Source organism: Streptomyces sp. NPDC056580, from assembly GCF_042793175.1.
In the GTDB taxonomy this organism is placed as follows: domain Bacteria; phylum Actinomycetota; class Actinomycetes; order Streptomycetales; family Streptomycetaceae; genus Streptomyces.
This window is the reverse complement of the sequence record NZ_JBHTVE010000008.1, coordinates 94,391-114,717: the sequence shown is the minus strand read 5'-3', so window position 1 is coordinate 114,717 and position 20,327 is coordinate 94,391. Positions and strand designations below refer to the sequence as shown.

17 protein-coding genes are annotated in these 20,327 nt (G+C 72.9%); 9 read left to right on the top strand and 8 right to left on the bottom strand.

Annotated elements, in window-relative coordinates; translation table 11 throughout:
* Nucleotides 1–146 precede the first annotated feature (146 nt).
* Nucleotides 147–3,350: a tetratricopeptide repeat protein gene (locus ACFQ9Z_RS19280; RefSeq protein ID WP_383018773.1), complete on the top strand. Its 3,204-nt coding sequence runs from the start codon at nt 147–149 to the stop codon at nt 3,348–3,350.
* 29 nt (nt 3,351–3,379) lie between these two features.
* Here ACFQ9Z_RS19280 and ACFQ9Z_RS19275 read toward each other — a convergent pair whose 3' ends face one another.
* Together ACFQ9Z_RS19275 and mca are read right to left on the bottom strand one after the other, a co-directional pair.
* Complete coding sequence (locus ACFQ9Z_RS19275) at nt 3,380–3,613, bottom strand: hypothetical protein (protein ID WP_383018771.1); 234 nt, start codon at nt 3,611–3,613, stop codon at nt 3,380–3,382.
* Entirely contained in the window at nt 3,606–4,487 is an 882-nt protein-coding gene (gene mca, locus ACFQ9Z_RS19270) for a mycothiol conjugate amidase Mca (RefSeq protein ID WP_383018768.1), read from the bottom strand. The genes ACFQ9Z_RS19275 and mca overlap by 8 nt, the downstream gene beginning before the upstream one ends.
* A gap of 101 nt (nt 4,488–4,588) precedes the next feature.
* On the opposite strand from mca, the gene ACFQ9Z_RS19265 reads away from it, so the two are divergent.
* Complete coding sequence (locus ACFQ9Z_RS19265; RefSeq protein ID WP_383018765.1) at nt 4,589–4,987, top strand: DUF4307 domain-containing protein; 399 nt, start codon at nt 4,589–4,591, stop codon at nt 4,985–4,987.
* Nucleotides 4,988–5,148: 161 nt separating this feature from the next.
* A complete protein-coding gene (gene greA / locus ACFQ9Z_RS19260; protein ID WP_383018762.1) occupies nt 5,149–5,649 on the top strand; it encodes a transcription elongation factor GreA in 501 nt (166 codons plus the stop codon).
* An 85-nt stretch (nt 5,650–5,734) separates the two neighbouring features.
* Here the strand turns inward: greA and ACFQ9Z_RS19255 are convergent, their stop codons facing one another.
* The 3 genes from ACFQ9Z_RS19255 to ilvA form a co-directional block, all read right to left on the bottom strand.
* Nucleotides 5,735–6,586 (bottom strand): ABC transporter permease, encoded by an 852-nt coding sequence (locus ACFQ9Z_RS19255; protein ID WP_383018759.1) that lies wholly within the window; start codon nt 6,584–6,586, stop codon nt 5,735–5,737.
* Nucleotides 6,583–7,599 carry an ATP-binding cassette domain-containing protein gene (locus ACFQ9Z_RS19250; RefSeq protein ID WP_383018756.1) on the bottom strand — a complete coding sequence of 339 codons (1,017 nt, stop codon included), beginning with the start codon at nt 7,597–7,599 and terminating at the stop codon, nt 6,583–6,585. The genes ACFQ9Z_RS19255 and ACFQ9Z_RS19250 overlap by 4 nt, the downstream gene beginning before the upstream one ends.
* A 233-nt stretch (nt 7,600–7,832) precedes the next feature.
* Nucleotides 7,833–9,062, bottom strand: coding sequence for a threonine ammonia-lyase (ilvA, locus tag ACFQ9Z_RS19245; RefSeq protein ID WP_383018753.1), 1,230 nt, complete (start codon nt 9,060–9,062; stop codon nt 7,833–7,835).
* Nucleotides 9,063–9,224: 162 nt separating this feature from the next.
* Here ilvA and ACFQ9Z_RS19240 point away from each other — a divergent pair, with 162 nt between their 5' ends.
* The 3 genes from ACFQ9Z_RS19240 to ACFQ9Z_RS19230 all read left to right on the top strand — a co-directional run bounded on the left by ACFQ9Z_RS19240 (nt 9,225) and on the right by ACFQ9Z_RS19230 (nt 10,643).
* Nucleotides 9,225–9,731, top strand: a complete 507-nt coding sequence (locus ACFQ9Z_RS19240) for a MarR family winged helix-turn-helix transcriptional regulator (RefSeq protein ID WP_383019885.1) — start codon at nt 9,225–9,227, stop codon at nt 9,729–9,731.
* Between the two features lie 134 nt (nt 9,732–9,865).
* A complete protein-coding gene (locus ACFQ9Z_RS19235) occupies nt 9,866–10,369 on the top strand; it encodes a sigma factor-like helix-turn-helix DNA-binding protein (protein ID WP_383018750.1) in 504 nt (167 codons plus the stop codon).
* A 25-nt stretch (nt 10,370–10,394) separates the two neighbouring features.
* Nucleotides 10,395–10,643 (top strand): hypothetical protein, encoded by a 249-nt coding sequence (locus ACFQ9Z_RS19230; RefSeq protein ID WP_383018747.1) that lies wholly within the window; start codon nt 10,395–10,397, stop codon nt 10,641–10,643.
* Between the two features lie 55 nt (nt 10,644–10,698).
* On the opposite strand, the gene ACFQ9Z_RS19225 is transcribed toward ACFQ9Z_RS19230, so the two are convergent.
* On the bottom strand, nt 10,699–11,853 hold the full coding sequence (locus ACFQ9Z_RS19225; protein WP_383018744.1) for a cystathionine gamma-synthase: 1,155 nt from the start codon (nt 11,851–11,853) through the stop codon (nt 10,699–10,701).
* 155 nt (nt 11,854–12,008) lie between these two features.
* Between ACFQ9Z_RS19225 and ACFQ9Z_RS19220 the strand changes: the two genes are divergently transcribed.
* The gene (locus ACFQ9Z_RS19220; protein ID WP_383018741.1) at nt 12,009–13,127 is read left to right on the top strand and encodes a hypothetical protein; all 1,119 of its coding nucleotides are present in this window, start codon (nt 12,009–12,011) and stop codon (nt 13,125–13,127) included.
* A 536-nt stretch (nt 13,128–13,663) separates the two neighbouring features.
* A complete protein-coding gene (locus tag ACFQ9Z_RS19215; RefSeq protein WP_383018738.1) occupies nt 13,664–14,398 on the top strand; it encodes a hypothetical protein in 735 nt (244 codons plus the stop codon).
* Nucleotides 14,399–14,613: 215 nt separating this feature from the next.
* Here ACFQ9Z_RS19215 and ACFQ9Z_RS19210 read toward each other — a convergent pair whose 3' ends face one another.
* Nucleotides 14,614–15,654, bottom strand: a complete 1,041-nt coding sequence (locus ACFQ9Z_RS19210) for an NAD(P)-dependent alcohol dehydrogenase (RefSeq protein WP_383018735.1) — start codon at nt 15,652–15,654, stop codon at nt 14,614–14,616.
* Nucleotides 15,655–15,834: 180 nt separating this feature from the next.
* Here ACFQ9Z_RS19210 and ACFQ9Z_RS19205 point away from each other — a divergent pair, with 180 nt between their 5' ends.
* The gene (locus tag ACFQ9Z_RS19205; RefSeq protein WP_383018732.1) at nt 15,835–16,731 is read left to right on the top strand and encodes a helix-turn-helix domain-containing protein; all 897 of its coding nucleotides are present in this window, start codon (nt 15,835–15,837) and stop codon (nt 16,729–16,731) included.
* 130 nt (nt 16,732–16,861) lie between these two features.
* Here ACFQ9Z_RS19205 and ACFQ9Z_RS19200 read toward each other — a convergent pair whose 3' ends face one another.
* Entirely contained in the window at nt 16,862–20,164 is a 3,303-nt protein-coding gene (locus ACFQ9Z_RS19200) for a S8 family serine peptidase (RefSeq protein WP_383018729.1), read from the bottom strand.
* Nucleotides 20,165–20,327: the final 163 nt, after the last annotated feature.

The window sequence follows — 20,327 nt, the reverse complement described above, 5'->3', positions numbered from 1 at the left end:
CGCCGTGACGGCCGCCGAAACCGCCCGCTCACCGGGGAGTTGCCGGGAGATCCGCACCCACCCGCTGATCGTCGCCCCCTCGCCAAGCCGTCGCCCGCGAAGGACACTCTTGGGTGGACGAGTTGTCGCCGACAGGGGGACGGGACATGCGGGACGGCCATCGGGCGGAGGCCGAGCGGCTGCTGGCGCGGGCCGTGGACGAGGAGGTACGGCGCTCCGGCGGCCGGACCGACGGGCAGCTGCTGCTGTCGCGGGCGCGCGGCGCGCTGGACACCATGGCGCTCAAGGCCGCCGAGGAGTACGAGAGCTACGTCCGCGCGCTCGATGAGGCCGAGGCCGGCCGGCTCACCTTCGGCCAGCGCTACGCCCGCGAGGGCGCCGGAACGGCGTTGCTGGTGGCCGCCGTTGCCGCGGTGGCGGCCGCCGTCGCCGACCTGTCCCTGGGCACCGGCGCCGGCACGGCGCTCGGCGCGGGCGTCACGGTGGGCGTGGTGGGCGCCGCCGCGACGGTGGCGAAGGTGGCCGGCTCCCATCTGCCGGCCGCCCACCACCGGGCGGGCGCGGCCGGTCAGCCCGGGGGCCCGGAGCAGCTCAGGCTGCAGTGGCTCACCGCGCTGGAGGTACGCGGCATCCGCCCGTTCCTCGACCAGCAGCGGGTGATCACCGCCTCCACCGGGCCGAAGAAGAAGACCGGCCCGGCGCTGCGCGGCGCCGACAAGAGCGCGGCGGCCCGCAGGCGCACGGTGCTGGAGCAGTCCTTCGGGCAACTGCCCGAGCCGGACGGGCCGTTCGCGGGCCGCCGGACGGAGCTGGCGCGGATCAGGCAGTGGGCGCAGGCCGCCCGGGCGGCCACCGAGACCCGGCCGACGGTGGTCGTGCTGCACGGCGAGCCCGGCGTGGGCCGCACGACGCTCGCGGTCCGCGCGGCGCACGACCTGAGGGACCACTTCCGCGGCGCGGTCGTCGTGGACCTGCGCGGCGGCAGCCGGGACGAGCCGCCGCTGCCCGTCCGGGACGCGCTGCTGCACCTGCTGAACCGGCTCGGCGCGCCCCGCGAGCAGTTGCTGTTCCGTGAGCGCTCCTCCCCGGACCAGCAGGTCAAGCGGCTGTCCGAGCTCTACCACCGGCACCTGACCGGTCTGCCGGTGACGATCGTGCTGGACGACGCCTCGGACCCGGAGCAGGTGCGCGCCCTGGTGCCCGAGCACTCCGACAGCCTGGTGCTGGTCACCGCCCGCGGTCCGCTCGAGCTGCCCGCTGAGCTCCGCGCCTGGGTGCACCACCTGCCGGTGCGGGAGCTGGACGCGGCGGGCGCCGAGGAACTGCTGGCGGCGACGGCGCGGGACGCCTCGGGGCCGTACGACGCCGAGTCCGCCGACCGGGTCCGCCGGCTGTGCGGCGGGCTGCCGCTCGCGCTGCGCGTCGCCGGCTCCTCGCTGGGCCCGCGTTCGCCCCGGCAGCTCGCCTCCGACCTCGGCGCGTACGGTCCGGTGGAGCCGGTGGAGCGGGCGCTGTGGCTGCGCTACACCGACCAGCCGGACCCCGCGCGCCGGCTGCTGCGCAGGCTGGCGCTGGCCGGCCGGTCCTCGCTCGGCGCGGCGGCGGCCGCCGCCCTGCTGGCCACCGACGAGGCGGAGGCCACCCGGCATCTGGGGGCCCTCGCGGACGCCGGTCTGATCGACCACGTGCGCGGCAGCCGCTACCGGCTGCACGACCTGGTGCGGGCCTTCGCCCGGGCCCGGCTGCTGGACGAGGAGGACCCGGCGGAGCGGACGGCCGCGCAGGAGCGGCTGATCGTCAACTACGCCGAGCTGGCCGACTCGGTGCTGCGCCTGGTCGACGGCAACATGTCGACGCGCTCGAACCAGTTCGGCGGGCACGGCTTCACCTCGCTGGACGAGGCGCTGCGCTGGCTGGACGACGAGTCCAGCTTCATCACGGCCGCCCTGCGCCAGGCCGAGGGCGTGGACCAGGCCGCCGTGCAGAACCTGCTCGGCGCCCTGTGCGACTACTGCCTGCTGCGCGGCGACCTCTACCGCCTCGGTGAGATCAGCGAGCTGGCACAGGCCGTGGACCAGGGGCTGCTGCTGCGCTCGGTGCAGTGGCGCACCGGTATCGCGGCCCGGCAGCTCGGCGAGCTGGACAAGGCGCGCACCACGCTGGCCTCCGTGGTCGACCTCTACCGGGAGGCCCACCACGACGCGGGCGCGGCCCGCGCGCTGTGCTCCCTCGGGATCACCCTGCACCACCAGGGCAACCTCACCGAGGCCGCGGCCCGGCTGCAGGAGGCACTGGACCTCCAGGCGGACGAGGAGCTGGCGACCGACCGGGCCTGGACGATGCACGCGCTGGCCGCGGTGCAGCGGGACCGGGCCCGGCTGCCGGAGGCGCTGGACCTGCTCACCCGCTCACTGGTCCTGCACCGGCAGGGCGGCTCCCTGCACGGCGAGGCCTGGGCGCACTTCCAGCTCGGCCAGCTCGCGCTGCGCATGGGCGACGTGCCGAAGGCGGAGACGGAGCTGCGGGCCGCCCTGGAGCGCTACGGCCAGACGCACGACGCGCGCGGCGAGGCCTGGGCGCTGACCCAGCTCGCGCGGGCACGGCTGGTGGCCGGGGACCCCGGCCCCGCGGTGGAGGACCTGCGCCGGGCGGCGGCGCGGCACCGGGAGAACGAGGACGCGCGCGGCGAGGCCTGGACGCTGTTCCACCTGGGGCAGGCGCTGGAGGAGGCCGGGGACCTGGACCGGTCGGTCCGGGAGCTGGAGCGGTCCCGGCAGATGTTCTCCCGGATGCGGGACGTCTACGGCCTGGCCTGCGCCCGGCACCACTCGGCGCGGGTCACCCGGGACCAGCGGGCCGCGCAGACCGGCTCACTGCGCAACTCGGGCTTCGCCCGGCAGCTCCTCGTCGACGCCCGCGCCGACTTCCAGCGCATCGGCGTAGCGCACGGCGAGGCGTGGACCTGTCTGGAGCTGGCGGTGGTGGACGCGGGCAACGCCCGGATCCAGCAGGCGCTCGAACTGTGCGACGAGGCGCTGAACCTGTTCACGTCCTACGGCGACCGCCGCGGCGAGGACTGGGCGCGGTTCCTGCGCTGCACCCTGCTGCCGTACGCGGCGCCGGGCGGTGTGGAGGTGGGTACGGCGGTCGCGCAGGAGGAGCTGGCCCAGCTCGCCCGCGCCTCGCACCCGGCGCGGGACGAGAAGCTGGACGAGTGGGTGCCGGCCTACGCGCTGCTGCTGGAGCGGGGCGTGACGCTGGAGGCGGGCTGGCAGGCGTGGCGTCTGCGCATGACCCCGGACCGCCACGCCCGGGAGGTGATGGGAGTGGCGGTTCCGGCGCGGAACTGAGCCCCCGGCGGGGGCCGGGTTCCCGGGGGTCAGCCCTGCGGCGCCTTGGATTCGGCCTTCTTCTCGGCCTCGGCGTCGGGGGCCTCCTTGAAGTCGACCTTCTGCATCTGCTTGTTCATCGACTTCATCAGGCCCCACACGGCCACGGCCATCACCGCGAAGACGATGAAGCCGAGGACGCCGGGGGTGACCTTGTTCTCGTCGACCTCCTTGGCGAGGGGGACGAGATGCGTCAGTGCCAGGCTTGCGCTCATGTCAGGCATTGTCGCGGATGCCCGCGAAGAGGTCGTCCTCGGGGAGGGAGGTGTCGACGAGAGACTTCGCCAGTTCGTACTCCTCCGTCGGCCAGACCTCCTTCTGCAGGTCCATCGGCACCCGGAACCAGCCGCCGTCGGGGTCGATCTGCGTGGCGTGGGCGATCAGCGCCTTGTCGCGGACCTCGAAGAAGTCCGCGCACGGGACGTGCGTGGTCAGCGTGCGCTCGACCCGCTCGAACTCCTTCCAGCGCTTGAGCCAGTCCCCGTAGGGCGACTCGAGGCCGCGGTCGAGCATCGCGTGGTGCAGCGCCTCGGTGCGGGGGCGGTTGAAGCCCTGGTTGTAGTAGAGCTTCTGCGGCTGGTGGACGGGCCCGTACTCGGCCTCCGGGTACTTCTCGGCGTCCGCCGCGCCCTCGAACGCCACCATCGAGATCTTGTGGGTCATGATGTGGTCGGGGTGCGGGTAGCCGCCGTTCTCGTCGTAGGTGGTGATCACCTGCGGGCGGAAGGAGCGGATCTGCTTCACCAGCTCGCCGGCCGCCTTGTCGACGTCCTCCAGGGCGAAGCAGCCCTCGGGCAGCGGCGGCAGCGGGTCGCCCTCGGGCAGGCCGGAGTCGACGAAGCCGAGCCACTCCTGCCGGACGCCGAGGATCTCCCGGGCCTCCTCCATCTCCTTCCTGCGCACCTCGTGGATGTGTTCCTCGATGTAGGCGTCACCCTGCAGCTTGGGGTTGAGGATGGACCCGCGCTCGCCGCCGGTGCAGGTCACCACCAGCACGTCCACCCCCTCGGCCACGTACTTCGCCATGGTGGCCGCGCCCTTGCTCGACTCGTCGTCGGGGTGTGCGTGAACGGCCATCAGTCGCAGCTGGTCAGTCAAGACTCAATCCTCGGTAAGTCGGCGCCCCGTGTCTTCGGCGCAATCGCAGGCTTCTATAGTGACGGAATCGGGGGGCGATTGATTCCGCGGAAAGGACGATCATGAGCACGGCGAGCACGCGGCTGCCCGAGGGCCGCTACGGCCGCTCCTCGGACGAGCGCGCCGACCGCAGGCTCAAGGTCGCCGGCTCCGTGCTGGGTGTGCTCCTCCTCGCCCTGATCGGCTACTTCGCCTACCACTACATCGTGCAGAGCGAGATCAGCGCCCAGGTGATCGCCTTCAAGGCCTCCGACGACGCGGTCCGGGTCCATCTCGAGGTGCACAAGGACTCCGGCGCCTCGGGCTACTGCACCCTGCGCTCCCAGTCGGCCGAGGGCGCCGAGGTCGGCCGGGCCGACTTCCGCTTCAGCGGTCAGGACACGCGCATCGACAAGGTCGTCACGCTCCGTACGACGGCCAGGGGGACGACGGCCGAGCTGCTCGGCTGCCACGCCGACTGACCGGACGCAGGCCATGACCTGCCCCGACGCGATTCTGATGGCTTATGTCCTCCCCCTTCCGCCGTTGAATTGTTAGGCTCGTGGTTTCGCCCATCCAAGAGGGAACATTCTTCTGGGTAGGGCGATGCTTTGTATTTCCCAGTACCGACGAGGAGCACCCTGTGACCCAGACCAGCGAGAACGTCACCTGGCTGACCCAGGAGGCGTACAACAAGCTCAAGGACGAGCTTGAGTACCTTACTGGTCCTGCGCGCACGGAGATCGCCGCCAAGATCGCCGCCGCGCGCGAGGAGGGAGACCTGCGCGAGAACGGCGGGTACCACGCGGCCAAGGAGGAGCAGGGCAAGCAGGAGCTCCGTGTGCGCCAGCTGACCCAGCTCCTGGAGAACGCCCAGGTCGGCGAGGCTCCGGCTTCCGCGGACGGTGCCGTCGCGCCGGGCATGGTCGTCACGATCGCCTTCGACGGTGACGAGGACGACACCATGACGTTCCTGCTCGCCTCCCGCGAGTACGCGAGCGCCGACATCGAGACGTACTCCCCGCAGTCGCCGCTCGGCTCCGGCGTCATCGGCCACAAGGTCGGCGAGGACGCGGAGTACGAGCTGCCGAACGGCAAGAAGGCCTCGGTGCGGATCCTGAAGGCCGAGCCGTACTCGGGCTGACCCGCTCGCTGGACCAGGTTCGTGCCGCGCCCCCGGCGTCCCAGGACACCGGGGGCGTCTTCATGCCCTCACCGGCCGTCCGGCCTCACGCGGTGGCCGAGCGGTACTTGCGGACCGCGAGGGTCCGGAAGGCCACGGTGATCAGGACCGACCAGATCAGCGAGGCCCACACGGGGTGCTGCATGGGCCAGGCGTCCGGGGTCTGGAAGCCCGGCGGCAGGTTGCCGAACAGTTCGCGGCACGCCTGCACGGTGGCGCTGAAGGGGTTCCACTCCGCGATGTGCCGCAGGAAGGCCGGCATCTGGTTCGCGTCCACGAAGGCGTTCGAGATGAACGTCAGCGGGAAGAGCCAGATGAGGCCGCCCGAGGTCGCCGCCTCGGGGGTGCGCACGGAGAGGCCGATGAGCGCGCCGATCCAGGAGAAGGCGTACCCGAGCATCAGGAGCAGCCCGAACCCGGCGAGCACCTTGCCGAGGTTCTCGTGCGTGCGCCAGCCGACCAGCAGCGCCACCAGGGCGAGGACGAGCAGGGTGAGCGCCGTCTGGACCAGGTCCGCGAGGGTCCGCCCGGTCAGCACCGCGCCGCGTGCCATGGGCAGCGAGCGGAAACGGTCGATGAGGCCCTTGTGCATGTCGTCGGCGATGCCAGCGCCCGCGCCCGCCGTGGCGAACGTGACGGTCTGGGCGAAGATGCCGGCCATCAGGAACTCGCGGTAGGCCTGCGTGGAGCTGGACCCGCCGACCTGGATCGAGCCGCCGAACACGTAGGTGAACAGCACCACGAACATGATCGGCTGGATCAGCCCGAAGATGACCATCTCGGGGATCCGGCACATGCGGATCAGATTGCGCTTGGCGACGATCAGCGAGTCGCGGACGGACCGGCCGACGGGGTTGCCGGGGGCCGCGAGAGGCGCGGCTTCGGTCACGGCACTCATTTCACGCTCTCCTTGCCCTTGGCGCCCTTGCTGCCCTTGCCGGCCTGGTCACCGCTCCCCGCGGACTCCTCGGCCTCGGCCACGTGTCCGGTCAGGGAGAGGAAGACGTCGTCCAGGGTGGGGCGGCGCAGTCCGATGTCGTCCATCTCGATCCCGCGGGAGTCCAGCTCCCGGATGACCTCGGCGAGCAGCTTGGCGCCGCCGGTGACCGGGACCGTGAGCTTGCGGGTGTGCTCCTCGACCGTGGTGTCGCCCTTGCCGAAGCCGCGCAGCACCTCGGCGGCGGTGCCGATGTGCTCCCGCTCGTGCACCACGACCTCCACCCGCTCGCCGCCGGTGCGGGCCTTGAGCTGGTCGGATGTGCCCTTGGCGATGACCCGGCCGTGGTCGACGACCGCTATGTCGTGGGCGAGGTGGTCGGCCTCCTCCAGGTACTGCGTGGTCAGCAGCAGGGTGGTGCCGCCGGAGACGAGCTGCTTGATGACCTCCCAGAGCTGCTGCCGGTTGCGCGGGTCGAGACCGGTGGTCGGCTCGTCCATGAACATCACGGGCGGTGAGACCACCAGGGCGGCGGCGAGGTCGAGCCGTCTGCGCATGCCTCCGGAGTAGGTCTTGGCGGGGCGGTCGGCGGCGTCCGTCAGATGGAACTGCTCCAGCAGCTCGACCGCGCGCTGCCGGGCCGCTCGGGCCCTCATCTGGTAGAGCTGACCGACCATCTGCAGGTTCTCCCGGCCGGTCAGGTACTCGTCGACCGCGGCGAACTGGCCGGACAGGCCGATGGAGCGGCGTACGGCGTCGGGATGCCTGAGGACGTCGACGCCCGCCACGACGGCCCGGCCGCTGTCGGGCCGCAGCAGGGTCGTCAGGCAGCGGACCGCCGTCGTCTTGCCGGCGCCGTTCGGCCCGAGCAGGCCGAGGACGGTGCCTTCGGGGACATCGAGGTCTACGCCGTCCAGTGCCCTTACGTCGCCGAAGGTCTTCACCAGACCTTCGGCATAGATGGCGCCTGGCATGTGGTCTCCACGTCGTCGGGGATGCTTCGGAAAGGCTAGGTTCGCGTGCTCGCCGCCGCCTTCGGTTTTCCCTCGGCGGTCTCGTCCCGGGGCGTCCGCGTGGTTGCCGGACATCGCGAGCGGCACGAGACACCATAACGCGATGTATCGCGTTCGCCAATGGATTTACCCGTACGAGTGACACCGGGATGTCGCGCCGGCCCACCGCGCCGCCCGTCCGGGCCGCGCGCGCCTCAGTCGATGACCGTGTAGCCCGCCTCGCGCAGCGCCTGGCCGACCTCGACGCAGTGCGCCGGGCCCATCGTCTCCAGATGCAGCTCCACCTCGACCTCCGTGAGACCGAGCCGGGGGTCGGTCCGCACATGGCTCACGTCGAGGACGTTTGCGTCGACCGCGGACAGCACGCCGAGGAGCGTGGCGAGCGCGCCCGGACGGTCCGTCAGCCGCAGCCGGACCGCCAGGTAGCGGCCCTGCGCGGCCATGCCGTGCCGCAGCACGCGCTGCATCAGCACCGGGTCGACGTTGCCGCCGGAGAGCACGGCGACGACCGGTCCGGCGAAGGCGCCGGGCTCGGCCAGCAGGGCCGCGACCGGGCTGGCCCCGGCCGGCTCGACGACCAGCTTGGCCCGCTCCAGGCACAGCAGCAGCGCCGCCGACAACTGGTCCTCGCCGACCGTGCGGACCTCGTCCACCAGTTCCTCGATGATCCCGAACGGCACCACGCCGGGGCGGCCCACCTTGATGCCGTCGGCCATCGTCGTGGGGTTCAGCACCGACACCGGACGGCCGGCGGCGAGCGAGGGCGGGTAGGCCGCGGCGCCCGCCGCCTGCACACCGACGATCCGGACCTCCGGCCGCAGCGCCTTCACCGCGACCGCGATGCCGGCCGCGAGCCCGCCGCCGCCGATGCCGACGATGATCGTGCGCACCTCGGGGCACTGCTCCAGGATCTCCAGGCCGACCGTGCCCTGCCCGGCGATGACGTCGGGGTGGTCGAAGGGATGGATGAACACCGCGCCGGTGGCGGCCGCGTACTCCTGTGCGGCGGCCAGGGTCTCGTCGACCACCTGACCGTGCAGCCTCACCTCGGCGCCGTACTCCCGGGTCGCGCTGATCTTGGGCAGCGGGGCGCCCTTCGGCATGAAGACGGTCGCGTGCACCCCCAGCAGCGAGGAGGCCAGGGCGACGCCCTGCGCGTGGTTGCCGGCGCTCGCCGCCACCACCCCGGCGGCCCGCTCCTCCGGCAGCAGCCCGGCGATCCGGACGTAGGCGCCGCGCAGCTTGAACGAGCCCGTGCGCTGCAGGTTCTCGCACTTGAGGTGCACCGGCGCGCCGACCAGCCGGGACAGGTGCCGGCTGCCCTCCATCGCGGTCGCCCGCGCCACGCCCGAGAGCATCTTCTGGGCCCCGCGCACGTCGTCGAGGGTGACGGAGCGCAAGGAACCGGCCGTGCGGTAGCTCATGTCTCAAGTCTCGCAGTCCACGGTCGCGTGTGACGGGTGTGACCAACCTCCGAGACCGGGTTTGCACAGCGCCGGTACGGCTCACGCCCGGGCCGCGTACCCTGTCCCCCAACCCAGCAGCCCTCATGAAGCGAGCCTCCGGCCATGCCCACAACACCTGAAATGTCGATGGACATGACGACCGTCGGTGACACCGGTCTCCTCGAAACCCTCCAGCACGAGGTGGCGGTGTTCGCCCGGCGTGCCGAACAGACCCGGCTCGGCGGCGTCGGGCAGGTGCGCAACACCATGGACCGCGCCGCCTACCTGCTGCTCAACCGTCTCGACAGCGAGGGTCCGATGGGCGTCAAGGCACTCGCCGGGAGCATGGGGATCGACTCCTCCACGGTCACCCGGCAGGTGGCCCCGCTGGTCGACACGGGCCTCGTCAAGCGCACCTCGCACCCGGAGGACGGGCGGGCCGTGGTGCTCCAGCTCTCCCCGCGCGGCGCCGCCCGGCTGGAGGAAGTACGTTCGTCGAGGCGTCAGTTGATGGCCGAGCTGACACACGACTGGGCGCCGGAGGAGCGCGAGCAGTTCTGCGCGCTCCTCACGCGCTTCAACACCGCTCTCTCCGCCCGGATGACGGTCCAGCCGGCGCCGGCGGCCGAGCGGACGCCCGCTTCCTGACGGACCTCCCCCGGCACGGTTGCGGTCCCGAGTCTTGACCCCGGGCCGCCGCTGTCCTCATATGAGACCGGGGCCTGCGTGGTGCGCGGTCCGCCCGTCCCGTACCGGACAGGACCCCTCAGGGGGGAGGCGCGGTGCGTGATCGGCAGGCGTCCCGCGATGCCCGCCGGGCCCGGGAATTCGAGGCGTTCGTCGCGGGCGCGGCAGGGCGGCTGCTGCATGCCGCCACCCTCCTCACCGGGGAGGCCCCGGACGACGGTCCGCGCGCGCGGAGGCTGCTGGCTCCGGCGCTGGCCCACACCTACGCCCGCTGGCACCGGCTGCGCGGCGAGGACCCCTACGAATGCGCCCGGCAGTACCTGGCCACCCGGTTCGCGCACGAGGCCTGGCGGCACTACGGCGCCGTGGGCCGGGGCCGTCCGCACCCGCGCAGCCCGCTGGCCGAACTGGCGCCGCAGGAGCGGCTGATCCTGGTGCTGCGGATGTTCGAGGGGGTGGCCGAGGAGCAGACGGCGGCCCTGCTGGGCCTGCCCGTGGAACGGGTGCACGCCATCTGCGACCGCGCGACGGCCACCGTGCTGCATCCGGCGCGCAGACAGGCGCCGCGCGTGACCGGCGTGAAGGCGGCGTCCTCATGAGGCGGCGGCCGGGCGGGAGGCACCGGTGAACCGGGCCCAGCGGGAGGCCGCGGTGCGCCGGGTCCTGGAACAGGTCCCGGTGCCGGTGCCGCCCGACCTGCACGCCGAGGCGGTCCGCCGCGGCAGCCGCCTGCTGCGGCGCAGGTTGCTCGCGCACCGCCTGCTGTGGCTGCTGCTGTGCGCGGCCGTGGTGGCGTTCACCGTGTGGGCGGTGCGGACCCAGCCGTGGGTGGAGCCGCCCTCGCAGACGACTCCACCGCTCACCGGCTGGTGACCCGGACGGGCGGGCCGCGGCGGCGGCCGGCCCGCTCGCGGCCGGGGGCCCGCTGTCAGCCGAGGGCCTGCTGCAGGTCCTCGAGCAGGTCGTCGACGTTCTCGATGCCGACGGACAGGCGCACCAGGTCGGACGGGACCTCGAGGGCGGAGCCGGCCGCGGAGGCGTGGGTCATCCGGCCGGGGTGCTCGATCAGCGACTCGACGCCGCCGAGGGACTCGCCGAGGGTGAAGACCTTGGCGCGGTTGCACACCTCGACGGCCGCCTCCTCGCCGCCGTCGACCCGGAAGGACACCATGCCGCCGAACGCCTTCATCTGCTTGGCGGCCACCTCGTGCCCGGGGTGCTCGGGCAGGCCCGGGTAGAGCACGCTGCTCACGCGCGCGTGCCGGGTCAGCATGTCGGCGATCCGTGTGGCGTTCTCGCTGTGCCGGTCCATGCGCACCGCGAGGGTCTTGGTGCCGCGCAGCACCAGCCAGGAGTCGAAGGGGCCGGCGACGGCGCCCATCGCGTTCTGGTGGTAGGTCAGCTCCTCGCCCAGCGCCTGGTCGGAGACGATCAGCGCGCCGCCGACGACGTCCGAGTGGCCGCCCATGTACTTGGTCAGCGAGTGCACCACGACGTCGGCCCCGAGCGACAGCGGCTGCTGGAGGTAGGGCGTGGCGAAGGTGTTGTCGACGACGAGCCGCGCGCCCGCGTCGTGCGCGACCTGGGCGACGGCGGCGATGTCGGTGATGCCGAGCAGCGGGTTGGAGGGGGTCTCCACCCAGACCACCTTGGTCTTCGGCGTCATCGCGGCGCGCACGGCGGCCGGGTCGCTGGTGTCGGCGACGGACCACTCCACGCCCCAGCGGGTGACGACCTTGGCGAAGAGGCGGAAGGTGCCGCCGTAGGCGTCGTTGGGGATCACCACATGGTCGCCGGGGCTGAGCAGCGTACGCAGCAGGGTGTCCTCGGCCGCCAGGCCGGACGCGAACGCCAGACCGCGCCGGCCGCCCTCCAGCGCGGCGAGGTTCTCCTCCAGGGCCGTCCTGGTCGGGTTGGCGCTGCGGCTGTACTCGTAGCCGCCGCGCAGACCGCCGACGCCGTCCTGCTTGTAGGTCGAGACCTGGTAGATCGGCGGGACGACCGCGCCGGTGAGGGGATCCGCGGTGTTGCCCGCGTGGATCGCGAGGGTCTCGAAGTGCTGACTGATGTGCCTGTCGCTCATGTGCACCGAGCGTAATGCGCTTGGCCGGATGGTGACGTCCTACGGGCCCGGGAGCCGGCCGGCTCCGGGGCGCCGCCACTGCGGGGCCGCGGGTTTTCCACAGGTCCGGCGGGCGGGGTTGGCCAATCGGCGGCGGCGTCTGGTTCGCTTGAGGCATGGCGATTCTCTGGCTGCTCGTGGCGCTGGTCCTGCTGTCCTTCGTGCTGCTCCCAGCCCTGCGGCGCAGGCGCGGGGCGGCCGGGCGGGGTCCGGCGGCCCTGTCGGACGGCGCGCGCGTGGCGGCCTACGGCTTCGTGCCCGAGGACGAGCTGGACGTGCGGATGCCCGGCCCCGACAAGGATCTGCTGGACGTGCTCGACCTGGTGCAGCGCACTCAGGACTACCGCCCCGCCGCCCAGCTCCTGGCCGGCACCCCGGCGGAGGACGAGGCGCGCTGGCAGCGGGTGCAGGCCTTCGCCGGCGCGGCGGCGCTGGAGCTGGGGCAGCGCCCGGGCGGGGTGCACGAGACGCCGGGCGGGCAGTGGCTGCGGGTGTGGCGGGCGGAGCGCCCCAAGGACGCCGGCGGCGCGGCCGTGCACGCCGAGTTCCTGGCGCAGCAGGCGTGGCGGACGTCGACGCCGGGCACGAACGACTTCCGGATCATCATGGAGGAGGCCCGGCAGGCCTGCGGCGAGGCGGCGCTGCTCGCCCCCGGCGACCCGGTCCCCTACATCGTCGAGCTGTCCGCGGCACGGGGCCTCGGCTGTCCGCGGCCGGAGTTCGAGAAGCTGTGGCTGGACGTCCTGGACCGCGCCCCGCACCACATGGGAGCGCATCTGGCCGCGCTGCACTACTGGTGCGAGAAGTGGCACGGCTCCCGCGAGGAGGCCTACGCGTTCGCCGAGAGCGCCGCGGCCCGCGCCCCCGAGGGTTCGCTGCTGGCCGCGCTGCCGCTCTTCGCGGTCTTCGAGCACCTTCCCGAGGTGAACCTGGTCCGCAGCTTCTACCAGAGCGAGGTGGTCACCCGGGCGATGCAGGGCGCGCTGCACGCGGTGCACACCGCCCGCCCCGACGACCCGGTGCTCGCGCACGTCCGCCATCTGCTGCTGTTCTTCCTGGTCCGGGCCGAGCGCTGGCCCGAGGCCATGGACCAGCTCGCGCACGTCGACGGCCATGTCGGCGCGCTGCCCTGGATCCTGTCCGCCGACCCGGCCGCCGCCTTCGCCGCCCACCGAGCGCTGGCGGTGGCCGGGTACGAGGCGGCCGGCGGCAGCCCGGCGGGCCTGCCAGGCTGACCTGCGGGCCTGCCCGGCCGACCGGTCCGGGCGGGTCGCGGCCGGGCCCCGAACGGGATCGCTGCCCGTGGAGCGGCAGAACAGCGAGCACGCCGCCCCGCTGCCCGCGGACTGGACGGCGGCGCTCACCGCGGTCGGGGCGGGTGACCGGCGGCCCGCCGCCGGCCTGCTGAGCGGCGTCGGCCGGGACTGGGAGCGGCGGTCGGCGGCCGCGCCACCTGCCGGCGTTCCACCTCCATCGCAGGGCCGCGAAGAGGCCGCGCTCGAACAGTCCAAGCCGGCCGACGGCCACGTCAACGCGCTGCCCTGGCGCTACCGGGGTGACGGCATGGCACGCCACTTCTGCCAGGTGCGCGACACGGTGGCCCGCACGGTGACGGCCGCGGCACTGGTCCCCGCCCGCTTTTTCGGGCGACGGCACCGGCCCCGACCCCGTACATTCGCCCCTCGCACGAGAACGAGACGGCGAGAAGACGAGCAGACGGGAAGTCACAGGGCGGCGGGTCGTGTGACGACGCGTGAACGGGAGGGGCTGGATGGACGGTCGTACGTTTCTGATCGGTGGCGGCTGGGACCGGGCGGAGGTGTACGCGCCGTTCGTGCGGGCGGCCGCGGAACGCGCCGGCGGCGTGCCCCGGATCGCCTGTGTCGTGCTGGACGAGGGCGACGGACCGGCGCAGTTCGACCGGTTCGCGCAGGCTCTGGGCAAGAGCGGGGCCGCGTGCGCGCCCGTGCCGGTGCTGGTCCCGCTCGGTGGGCGTCTGGATCCGGAGAGCGCCCTGGAGGGCGCCGACGGGCTGCTGGTGTGCGGTGGGCTGACGCCCGCCTACCAGGAGGCGTTCGCCGGCTGCGCGGACCGGCTGGCGCGGCTGCTCGCCGAGCGCAGGGTGCCGTACGCGGGGTTCTCCGCGGGTGCCGCCGTCGCCGCCCGGCGGGCGGTGGTCGGCGGCTGGCTGGTGGACGGGGTTCCCGTGTGCCCCGAGGACACGGCGGAGGACCTGGCGGAGGTCGCGGTGCGGCCGGGGCTGGGGCTGGTGCCGTTCGCGGTGGACGTGCATGCCGCCCAGTGGGGGACGCTGGCGCGGCTGGTGACGGCGGTGGCGCGCGGGGACGTGCCCTACGGCGTCGCCGTCGACGAGAACACCCTGGTGGAGGTGGCGGGGCCGGCCGCCCGGGTCGAGGGGCTCGGGCGGGCGCACGTCGTACGGCCCGGCGCAGACGGCGTGAGCGTGCGTTCGTACGCCGACGGGGAGAGCTTCGGCCTCGCCTGAGCCGGCCGGCGGACCGGCGGACCGGACACCCGGACGCCCGGCGGACCGGAGGACCGCAGGACCGGCGGACCGGCGGACCGGCGGACCGGACACCCGGACGCCCGGCGGACCGGCGGACCGGAGGACCGCAGGACCGCAGGACCGGCGGACCGCAGGACCGGCGGACCGCAGGGTCCGGAGCCGTCGGCGGCCCCGGACCCGTTAGGACGCGGCGGTCAGATGGTGGCCGTGTCGATGACGAAGCGGTAGCGGACGTCGCTGGCCACCACCCGCTCGTAGGCGTCGTTGATCTCGGCCGCGCCGATCAGCTCGATCTCCGCGCCCAGGCTGTGCTCGGCGCAGAAGTCCAGCATCTCCTGGGTCTCGGGGATGCCGCCGATGTTGGAGGTGGTCAGGTTGCGCAGGTTGCCGAAGAGCGAGGACAGGGCCACGTGGACCGGCTCCTCGGGCAGGCCGACGTTGACCATCGCGCCGCCGGTGCGCAGCAGCGAGAGGTAGGCGCCGAAGTCGAGCGGGGCCGACACGGTGTTGAGGATGACGTCGAAGGTGCCCTTCAGGCTCTCGAAGGTCGCCGGGTCGCTGGTGGCGTAGTAGTGGTCGGCGCCCAGCTTCAGGCCGTCGTCCTTCTTGCGCAGGGACTGGGACAGCACGGTGACCTCGGCGCCCATCGCGTGCGCGATCTTGACGCCCATGTGGCCGAGACCGCCGAGGCCGACCACGGCGACCCGCTTGCCGGGGCCCGCGTTCCAGCGCTTGAGCGGGGAGTAGGTGGTGATGCCGGCGCACAGCAGCGGGGCGGCCACGTCGAGGGACAGCCCGTCGGGGATGCGGACGACGTAGTTCTCGTCGACCACGATCTTCTCGGAGTAGCCGCCGTAGGTCGGCTCCCCGTCCCTGCCGACGGAGTTGTAGGTCCAGGTCGGGCCGCGGTCGCAGTACTGCTGCAGACCGGCCTTGCAGTTGTCGCACTCGCGGCAGGAGTCGACCATGCAGCCGACGCCCACCCGGTCGCCCACGGCGAACTTCGTCACGCCCGGGCCGACCTCGGACACCACGCCCGCGATCTCGTGCCCGGGGACCATCGGGAAGATCGCCTCGCCCCAGCCCTCACGGGCCTGGTGGATGTCGGAGTGGCAGATGCCGGCGAACTTGATGTCGATCAGGACATCGGACTCGCCCACCGGACGCCGCTCGATGGTGGTGCGCTCCAGCGGGGCCTTCGCGGCGGGCGCGGCATAGGCGGCAACAGTGGTCATGGGGGGATCTCCTAGCAGACTCTCGGTGACCGGTCGCCTTCCGGCCAGGTACGTCTTCCAGCGTGCCCCATGTCCAGCGAGTCACCCAGGTCACGCCTTTTCGTACGACCATCGTGCCTACCACTGGCGGGGACAGGCTGACCGGCGTACGACCGCGCGGCACCACGGATACTTGGCCCTATGGACCTACAGCCGGAAGCCGCCGCCGGACCGCCCCTGGACCGGTGGGCCGAGCTGAGCGAGTTCCTGCGCAGCCGGCGTGCCCGGCTGCAGCCGGAGGACGTGGGACTGCCCCACTTCGGCCGGCGCCGCAGGGTGCCGGGGCTGCGCCGCGAGGAACTGGCCCAGCTCGCCGGTGTGTCGGTGGCGTACTACACACGGCTGGAGCAGGGCAACGGGCGGAACGTCTCGGCGGAGGTGCTGGACTCCATCGCCCGGGCCCTGCGCCTGACGGACGCCGAGCACGCCCACCTCACCCACCTGGCCAAGCCGACCGCGCACAAGAAGAAGCCGGCGGCCCGGCAGCAGCAGGTGCGGGCGGCGCTGCGCCAGTTGCTGGACTCGATGGACGGCGTCCCCGCGTACGTGGTCGGCCGGCGCTCGGAGATCCTCGCCTGGAACCGGATGGCGGCCGCGGTCTTCGGCGACTGGGCCGAACTCGCGCCCGTCGAGCGCAACTGGGCCCGGATGGTGTTCCTGCGCCCCGACTACCGGGACCTGTTCATCGACTGGGAGCAGAAGGCGATCGACATCGTCTGCGCCCTGCGCATGGACGCGGGCTGCTGTCCGGACGACCCGCGGCTGTCCGCCCTGGTCGGCGAACTGTCGGTGAAGAGCGCGGAGTTCCGCAGACTGTGGGCCACCCACGACGTCAAGGAGAAGGGCTACGGCGTCAAGCGCCTGCTGCATCCCCTGGTGGGTGAGCTGGCCCTGAGTTTCGAGACGTTCCGGCTGGCGGACGACGGCGACCAGGCGCTGGTCACCTACCACGCCGAGCCGGACTCCCCGTCCGCGCAGTCGCTGCGGCTGCTGGCGAGCTGGGGCACGGACGCGGCCCGCGGGGTGCCGTCGGCCTGACCAGCCGGACCGGTTCCGGGCCTGTCGTCCGGGTCGCCGGACAGGCGCCGGCGGCACGGCGAAGGGGCGTGCCGGAAGCTGTCTCCCGGCACGCCCCCGCTCGCGGGACCTCAGAACCGCTGCCCGCCGCTCACTTGCCGTAGTAGGCGTCGTAGACGGTGATCAGCGAGGTGTTGCCCTTCTTGTCGGTGATCTTGGCGCGGAACGAGACGGACTTGTTCCGCGCCGGGTTCTTCACGGTGATCCCGCCCCCGCGGACCTGGGTGGCCTTGAAGGTCTTGCCGTCGTAGGAGACGTACACCTTCAGGGACTTCAGGTTGCGGCCCGCGGCCGAGCCCTCGACGGTCACCGGGAAGGTGGCCTTCCTCCCGGCCTCGACCCGGCTGTCCAGTCCGGTCTTCGCGCCGAAGTGCAGCGCCGAGACGGGGAGCCGGGCGAATCCGTCCGCCGGCTTCTTCGAGCGGAAGGTCCAGCTCGCGTCGATCCGCGAGGAGGCCTTCGCGACCGTGGCCGGACGCCTGACCGAGGTGGTCAGCTTGTAGGCGGCGTTACCGGCCGGGACCTTGAAGGTCTCCTCGCCGAACAGCGGGTCGTGGTTGGAGCCGACCTTGACGCCGTCGCGGTACAGGGTCGTGCGCGCCGAGGAGAACACCGAGTAGCCGGTGTTCCCGGAGCCGTCGGCGAACAGCGGCAGCGAACCGTAGATCTCGTTGCCCTCCCGGAAGACACCGAGGTCGGCGCCGACGCGAGGGGCGAAGACGGCGGTGTTCATGGTCCTGGTGTACGTCTTGCCCGCCTTGAACGGCCACGGGAGCGACGAGTAGGCGGCGTCGGCGACCGGGAAGCCGTCCTGGTCGACCCCGCCGTCCTGCTCGAACTCGAGCTGCCACCGCACGCCGCCCCTGGCGGACAGGTGCAGGGTGTGCGTGGCGGGCAGCTTGCGCTGGAGGCTGATTGCGGAGCCGCTGGTGCTGCCGGGCAGCCGGCCCAACGCGCCCACGGAGCCGGTCTTGCCGCTCGCGGCGGCGCCGAGCCGGGCCTTGACCGTGGCCAGGTCGGCCGGCTTGTAGTGCTTGGTGTAACCGGTGGCGAACTGCTCGACCGGGCCGCCGGAGACGGTGGCGTACTCCTGCGTCGCGCCCTTCGACCAGTGGCCGTCCCACTGCTGGAACAGGGTGCCGGAGGCCGGCCGCGGGCCGAGGGCCGCGGTGCGGAAGTTCTTGTACGAGTCGAGCAGCCAGCCGTAGCCGTACTGGCCGTCGCCGACGGTGACGTCGAACTCCGGGACGGCGAACTCGGACCTGGTGCCGGACGCCGGCACGGTGATGTCCACCGGCTTGGCCTTGCGCGCGTCGACGGTGACCGTCTGCTTCTTGGTGACGGTCAGCTTCGGCTGGGCGATCCAGTCGGCGCCCTTGGCGGCGTTCGCGGGGTCGGCGATGACACCGCTGTTGAGGATGTACGTGCCCTTGGGCGCGCGCACCTTCACGGTGCCGGACTGGTCGTACGGGTTCAGGTACTGGCCGCGGGCCAGGCCCGACACGCCGGTCAGGTCGGCGCTGTAGTACGGGGCCGGCTTGCCGTCCCGGCCGATGAACTTCAGCGTCAGGTCGTACGATTCCGCCTCGCGCTGAACCGCGGCGGCCGTGCGGACGCTCTGCCCGCCGCCGGTCGCGGTCACGTAGGCGGAGTAGGAGCCGTCGACGGCGCCGCCCAGCCTGGTGTCGGCGGTGAGGCCGACCGAGGCCGTGCCGTGGGCCGGGACGGTGAGCTGGGTCGCGTCCAGCTTGAAGAAGCCGGCCGGGGCCGCGTGGCCCTTGGGGTCGGTGGCGGTGCTGGTCAGGTCGAGCGTGACGGCCTCGTCCCCGAGGTTGCGGTACGTCAGCGGCTTGGTGACCGGCTTGTCGTCGGTGTGCGGCCAGGCCTGGGTGCCGAAGCCGACCGAGACGGGCTCGGCGACGACGGACTGCTTGATCGCGCGGTCGACCGCGATCCGGCCCGAACCCTGCTCGAAGGGGGTGTACTTGCCGCCCTTGGCGGAGCCGGTGAGCGCGCCCTTCAGCTCGGCGTAACCCCAGTCGGGGTGCTCCTGCTTCAGGATGGCGGCGGCGCCGGCGACGTGCGGGGTGGCCATCGAGGTGCCGGAGATGGTCAGGTAGCCCTCGGGCTTCTCGCCGACCTCCCGGTCGATGACGCTGCCCTTGGCCGCCGCTGCGGTGATGTCGACGCCGGGCGCGGTGACGTCCGGCTTGATGGCGCCGTCGCCGGTCCGCGGGCCGGTGGAGGAGAAGTCCGCCAGCGCGTCCTTGTCGTCGACGGCGCCGACGGTGAGTGCGGCGTCCGCGCTGCCCGGCGAGCCGATCGACCGGGGACCCTCGTTGCCCGCGGCGATCGCGAACAGGATGCCCTTCTCGGCGGAGAGCTTGTTGACCTCGGCCTCGAGCGGGTCCACCTCGGGGGTGTCGTAGCCGCCCAGGCTGAGGTTGACGACGGAGGCGCCCTGCGCGGCCGCCCACTCCATGCCGGCGATGATGCCGGAGTCGTCACCGTAGCCGGAGTCGTCCAGCACCTTGCCGTTGAGGATCTCGGCGTCCGGTGCGACGCCCTTGTACTTGCCGCCCGACTTGGCTCCGGTGCCCGCCACGATGGACGCGACGTGCGTGCCGTGCCCGAAGTGGTCGGTGGCGTCGGCGGCCTGCGTGAAGTTCCTGGACTCGGTCACCTGGTCCTTGAGGTCCGGGTGGGTGGTGTCCACACCGGTGTCCAGGACGGCGACCTTCACGCCCTTGCCGGTGTAGCCGGCGGCCCACGCGGTGGGGGCGCCGATCTGCGGCACGGACTTGTCCAGGGACGCCTTGCGGACGCCGTCGAGCCAGACGTGCGCGATGCCGGAGGCGGCCCGGTCCCCGTCGGTGACCGCGGCCCACAGCCCCCTGGTGTCCCGGGCCGGGGCCTGCACGGCGTCCGCGTTCAGCGCCTTGAGGGTGCGGCGCAGGTGGCCCGCGTCGCGGACGTCGGTCCTGGCGGCGTTGGCGGTGCCGCGGTAGCCGACGATGACCTTCAGGCCGTTCTTCTGGGCCTTGCGGTTGGCCGCGCGGTTCAGCTCGGTGATGTCGAACAGCCGCTGGTCCAGCGTGCCGGAGGCGACCAGGCGGGCCGCGTCGGCCGGGACGACCAGGGTGTGTCCGTGGGCCTTGCGGACCTGGAACGGTATGTGCTCGCGTCCCTCGGCCCGTCGCAGGCCGACGATCCGGCCCTTGCCGTCGAGGGTCACGCGGTCACCGGTGATCAGGGTGACGTGGTGCCGGGCGGTTGACGCCGAGGCGGCGGCCGGGATCCGCCTGCCCTGGTTCGCCGACGCCGGGCTGGTCATACCCGCTGCGAGGGCGACGGCCGCGGCGGTGGCCACGGTGGCCGCGGCGGCTCTCTTCACTTGTCTGCGCAAGTTCTCCCCCTGGAGATGAGGTACCGGGCGAATTCCCCGTTCACCCGGCCGGGGGAAGATTCGTACACCTGCACGTCAATCCCCCCGGAGCACGCAGTATGGCGGGGGGTGATCGGAAGCCTCAAGAGCGGGAGACGGGACGGCAAGCCCC

Excerpts from the sequence above, each read along its gene's own strand:
- ACFQ9Z_RS19240 (WP_383019885.1), top strand. The coding sequence starts at position 9,225 with ATGTCGATGGACATGACGACCGTCGGTGACACCGGTCTCCTCGAAACC.
- ACFQ9Z_RS19250 (WP_383018756.1), bottom strand. The coding sequence starts at position 7,599 with ATGCCAGGCGCCATCTATGCCGAAGGTCTGGTGAAGACCTTCGGCGAC.
- ACFQ9Z_RS19265 (WP_383018765.1), top strand. The coding sequence starts at position 4,589 with ATGAGCACGGCGAGCACGCGGCTGCCCGAGGGCCGCTACGGCCGCTCC.
- ACFQ9Z_RS19225 (WP_383018744.1), bottom strand. The coding sequence starts at position 11,853 with ATGAGCGACAGGCACATCAGTCAGCACTTCGAGACCCTCGCGATCCAC.
- ACFQ9Z_RS19210 (WP_383018735.1), bottom strand. The coding sequence starts at position 15,654 with ATGACCACTGTTGCCGCCTATGCCGCGCCCGCCGCGAAGGCCCCGCTG.
- ilvA (WP_383018753.1), bottom strand. The coding sequence starts at position 9,062 with ATGAGCTACCGCACGGCCGGTTCCTTGCGCTCCGTCACCCTCGACGAC.
- ACFQ9Z_RS19205 (WP_383018732.1), top strand. The coding sequence starts at position 15,835 with ATGGACCTACAGCCGGAAGCCGCCGCCGGACCGCCCCTGGACCGGTGG.
- ACFQ9Z_RS19280 (WP_383018773.1), top strand. The coding sequence starts at position 147 with ATGCGGGACGGCCATCGGGCGGAGGCCGAGCGGCTGCTGGCGCGGGCC.
- ACFQ9Z_RS19275 (WP_383018771.1), bottom strand. The coding sequence starts at position 3,613 with ATGCCTGACATGAGCGCAAGCCTGGCACTGACGCATCTCGTCCCCCTC.
- ACFQ9Z_RS19220 (WP_383018741.1), top strand. The coding sequence starts at position 12,009 with ATGGCGATTCTCTGGCTGCTCGTGGCGCTGGTCCTGCTGTCCTTCGTG.
- ACFQ9Z_RS19215 (WP_383018738.1), top strand. The coding sequence starts at position 13,664 with ATGGACGGTCGTACGTTTCTGATCGGTGGCGGCTGGGACCGGGCGGAG.
- ACFQ9Z_RS19255 (WP_383018759.1), bottom strand. The coding sequence starts at position 6,586 with ATGAGTGCCGTGACCGAAGCCGCGCCTCTCGCGGCCCCCGGCAACCCC.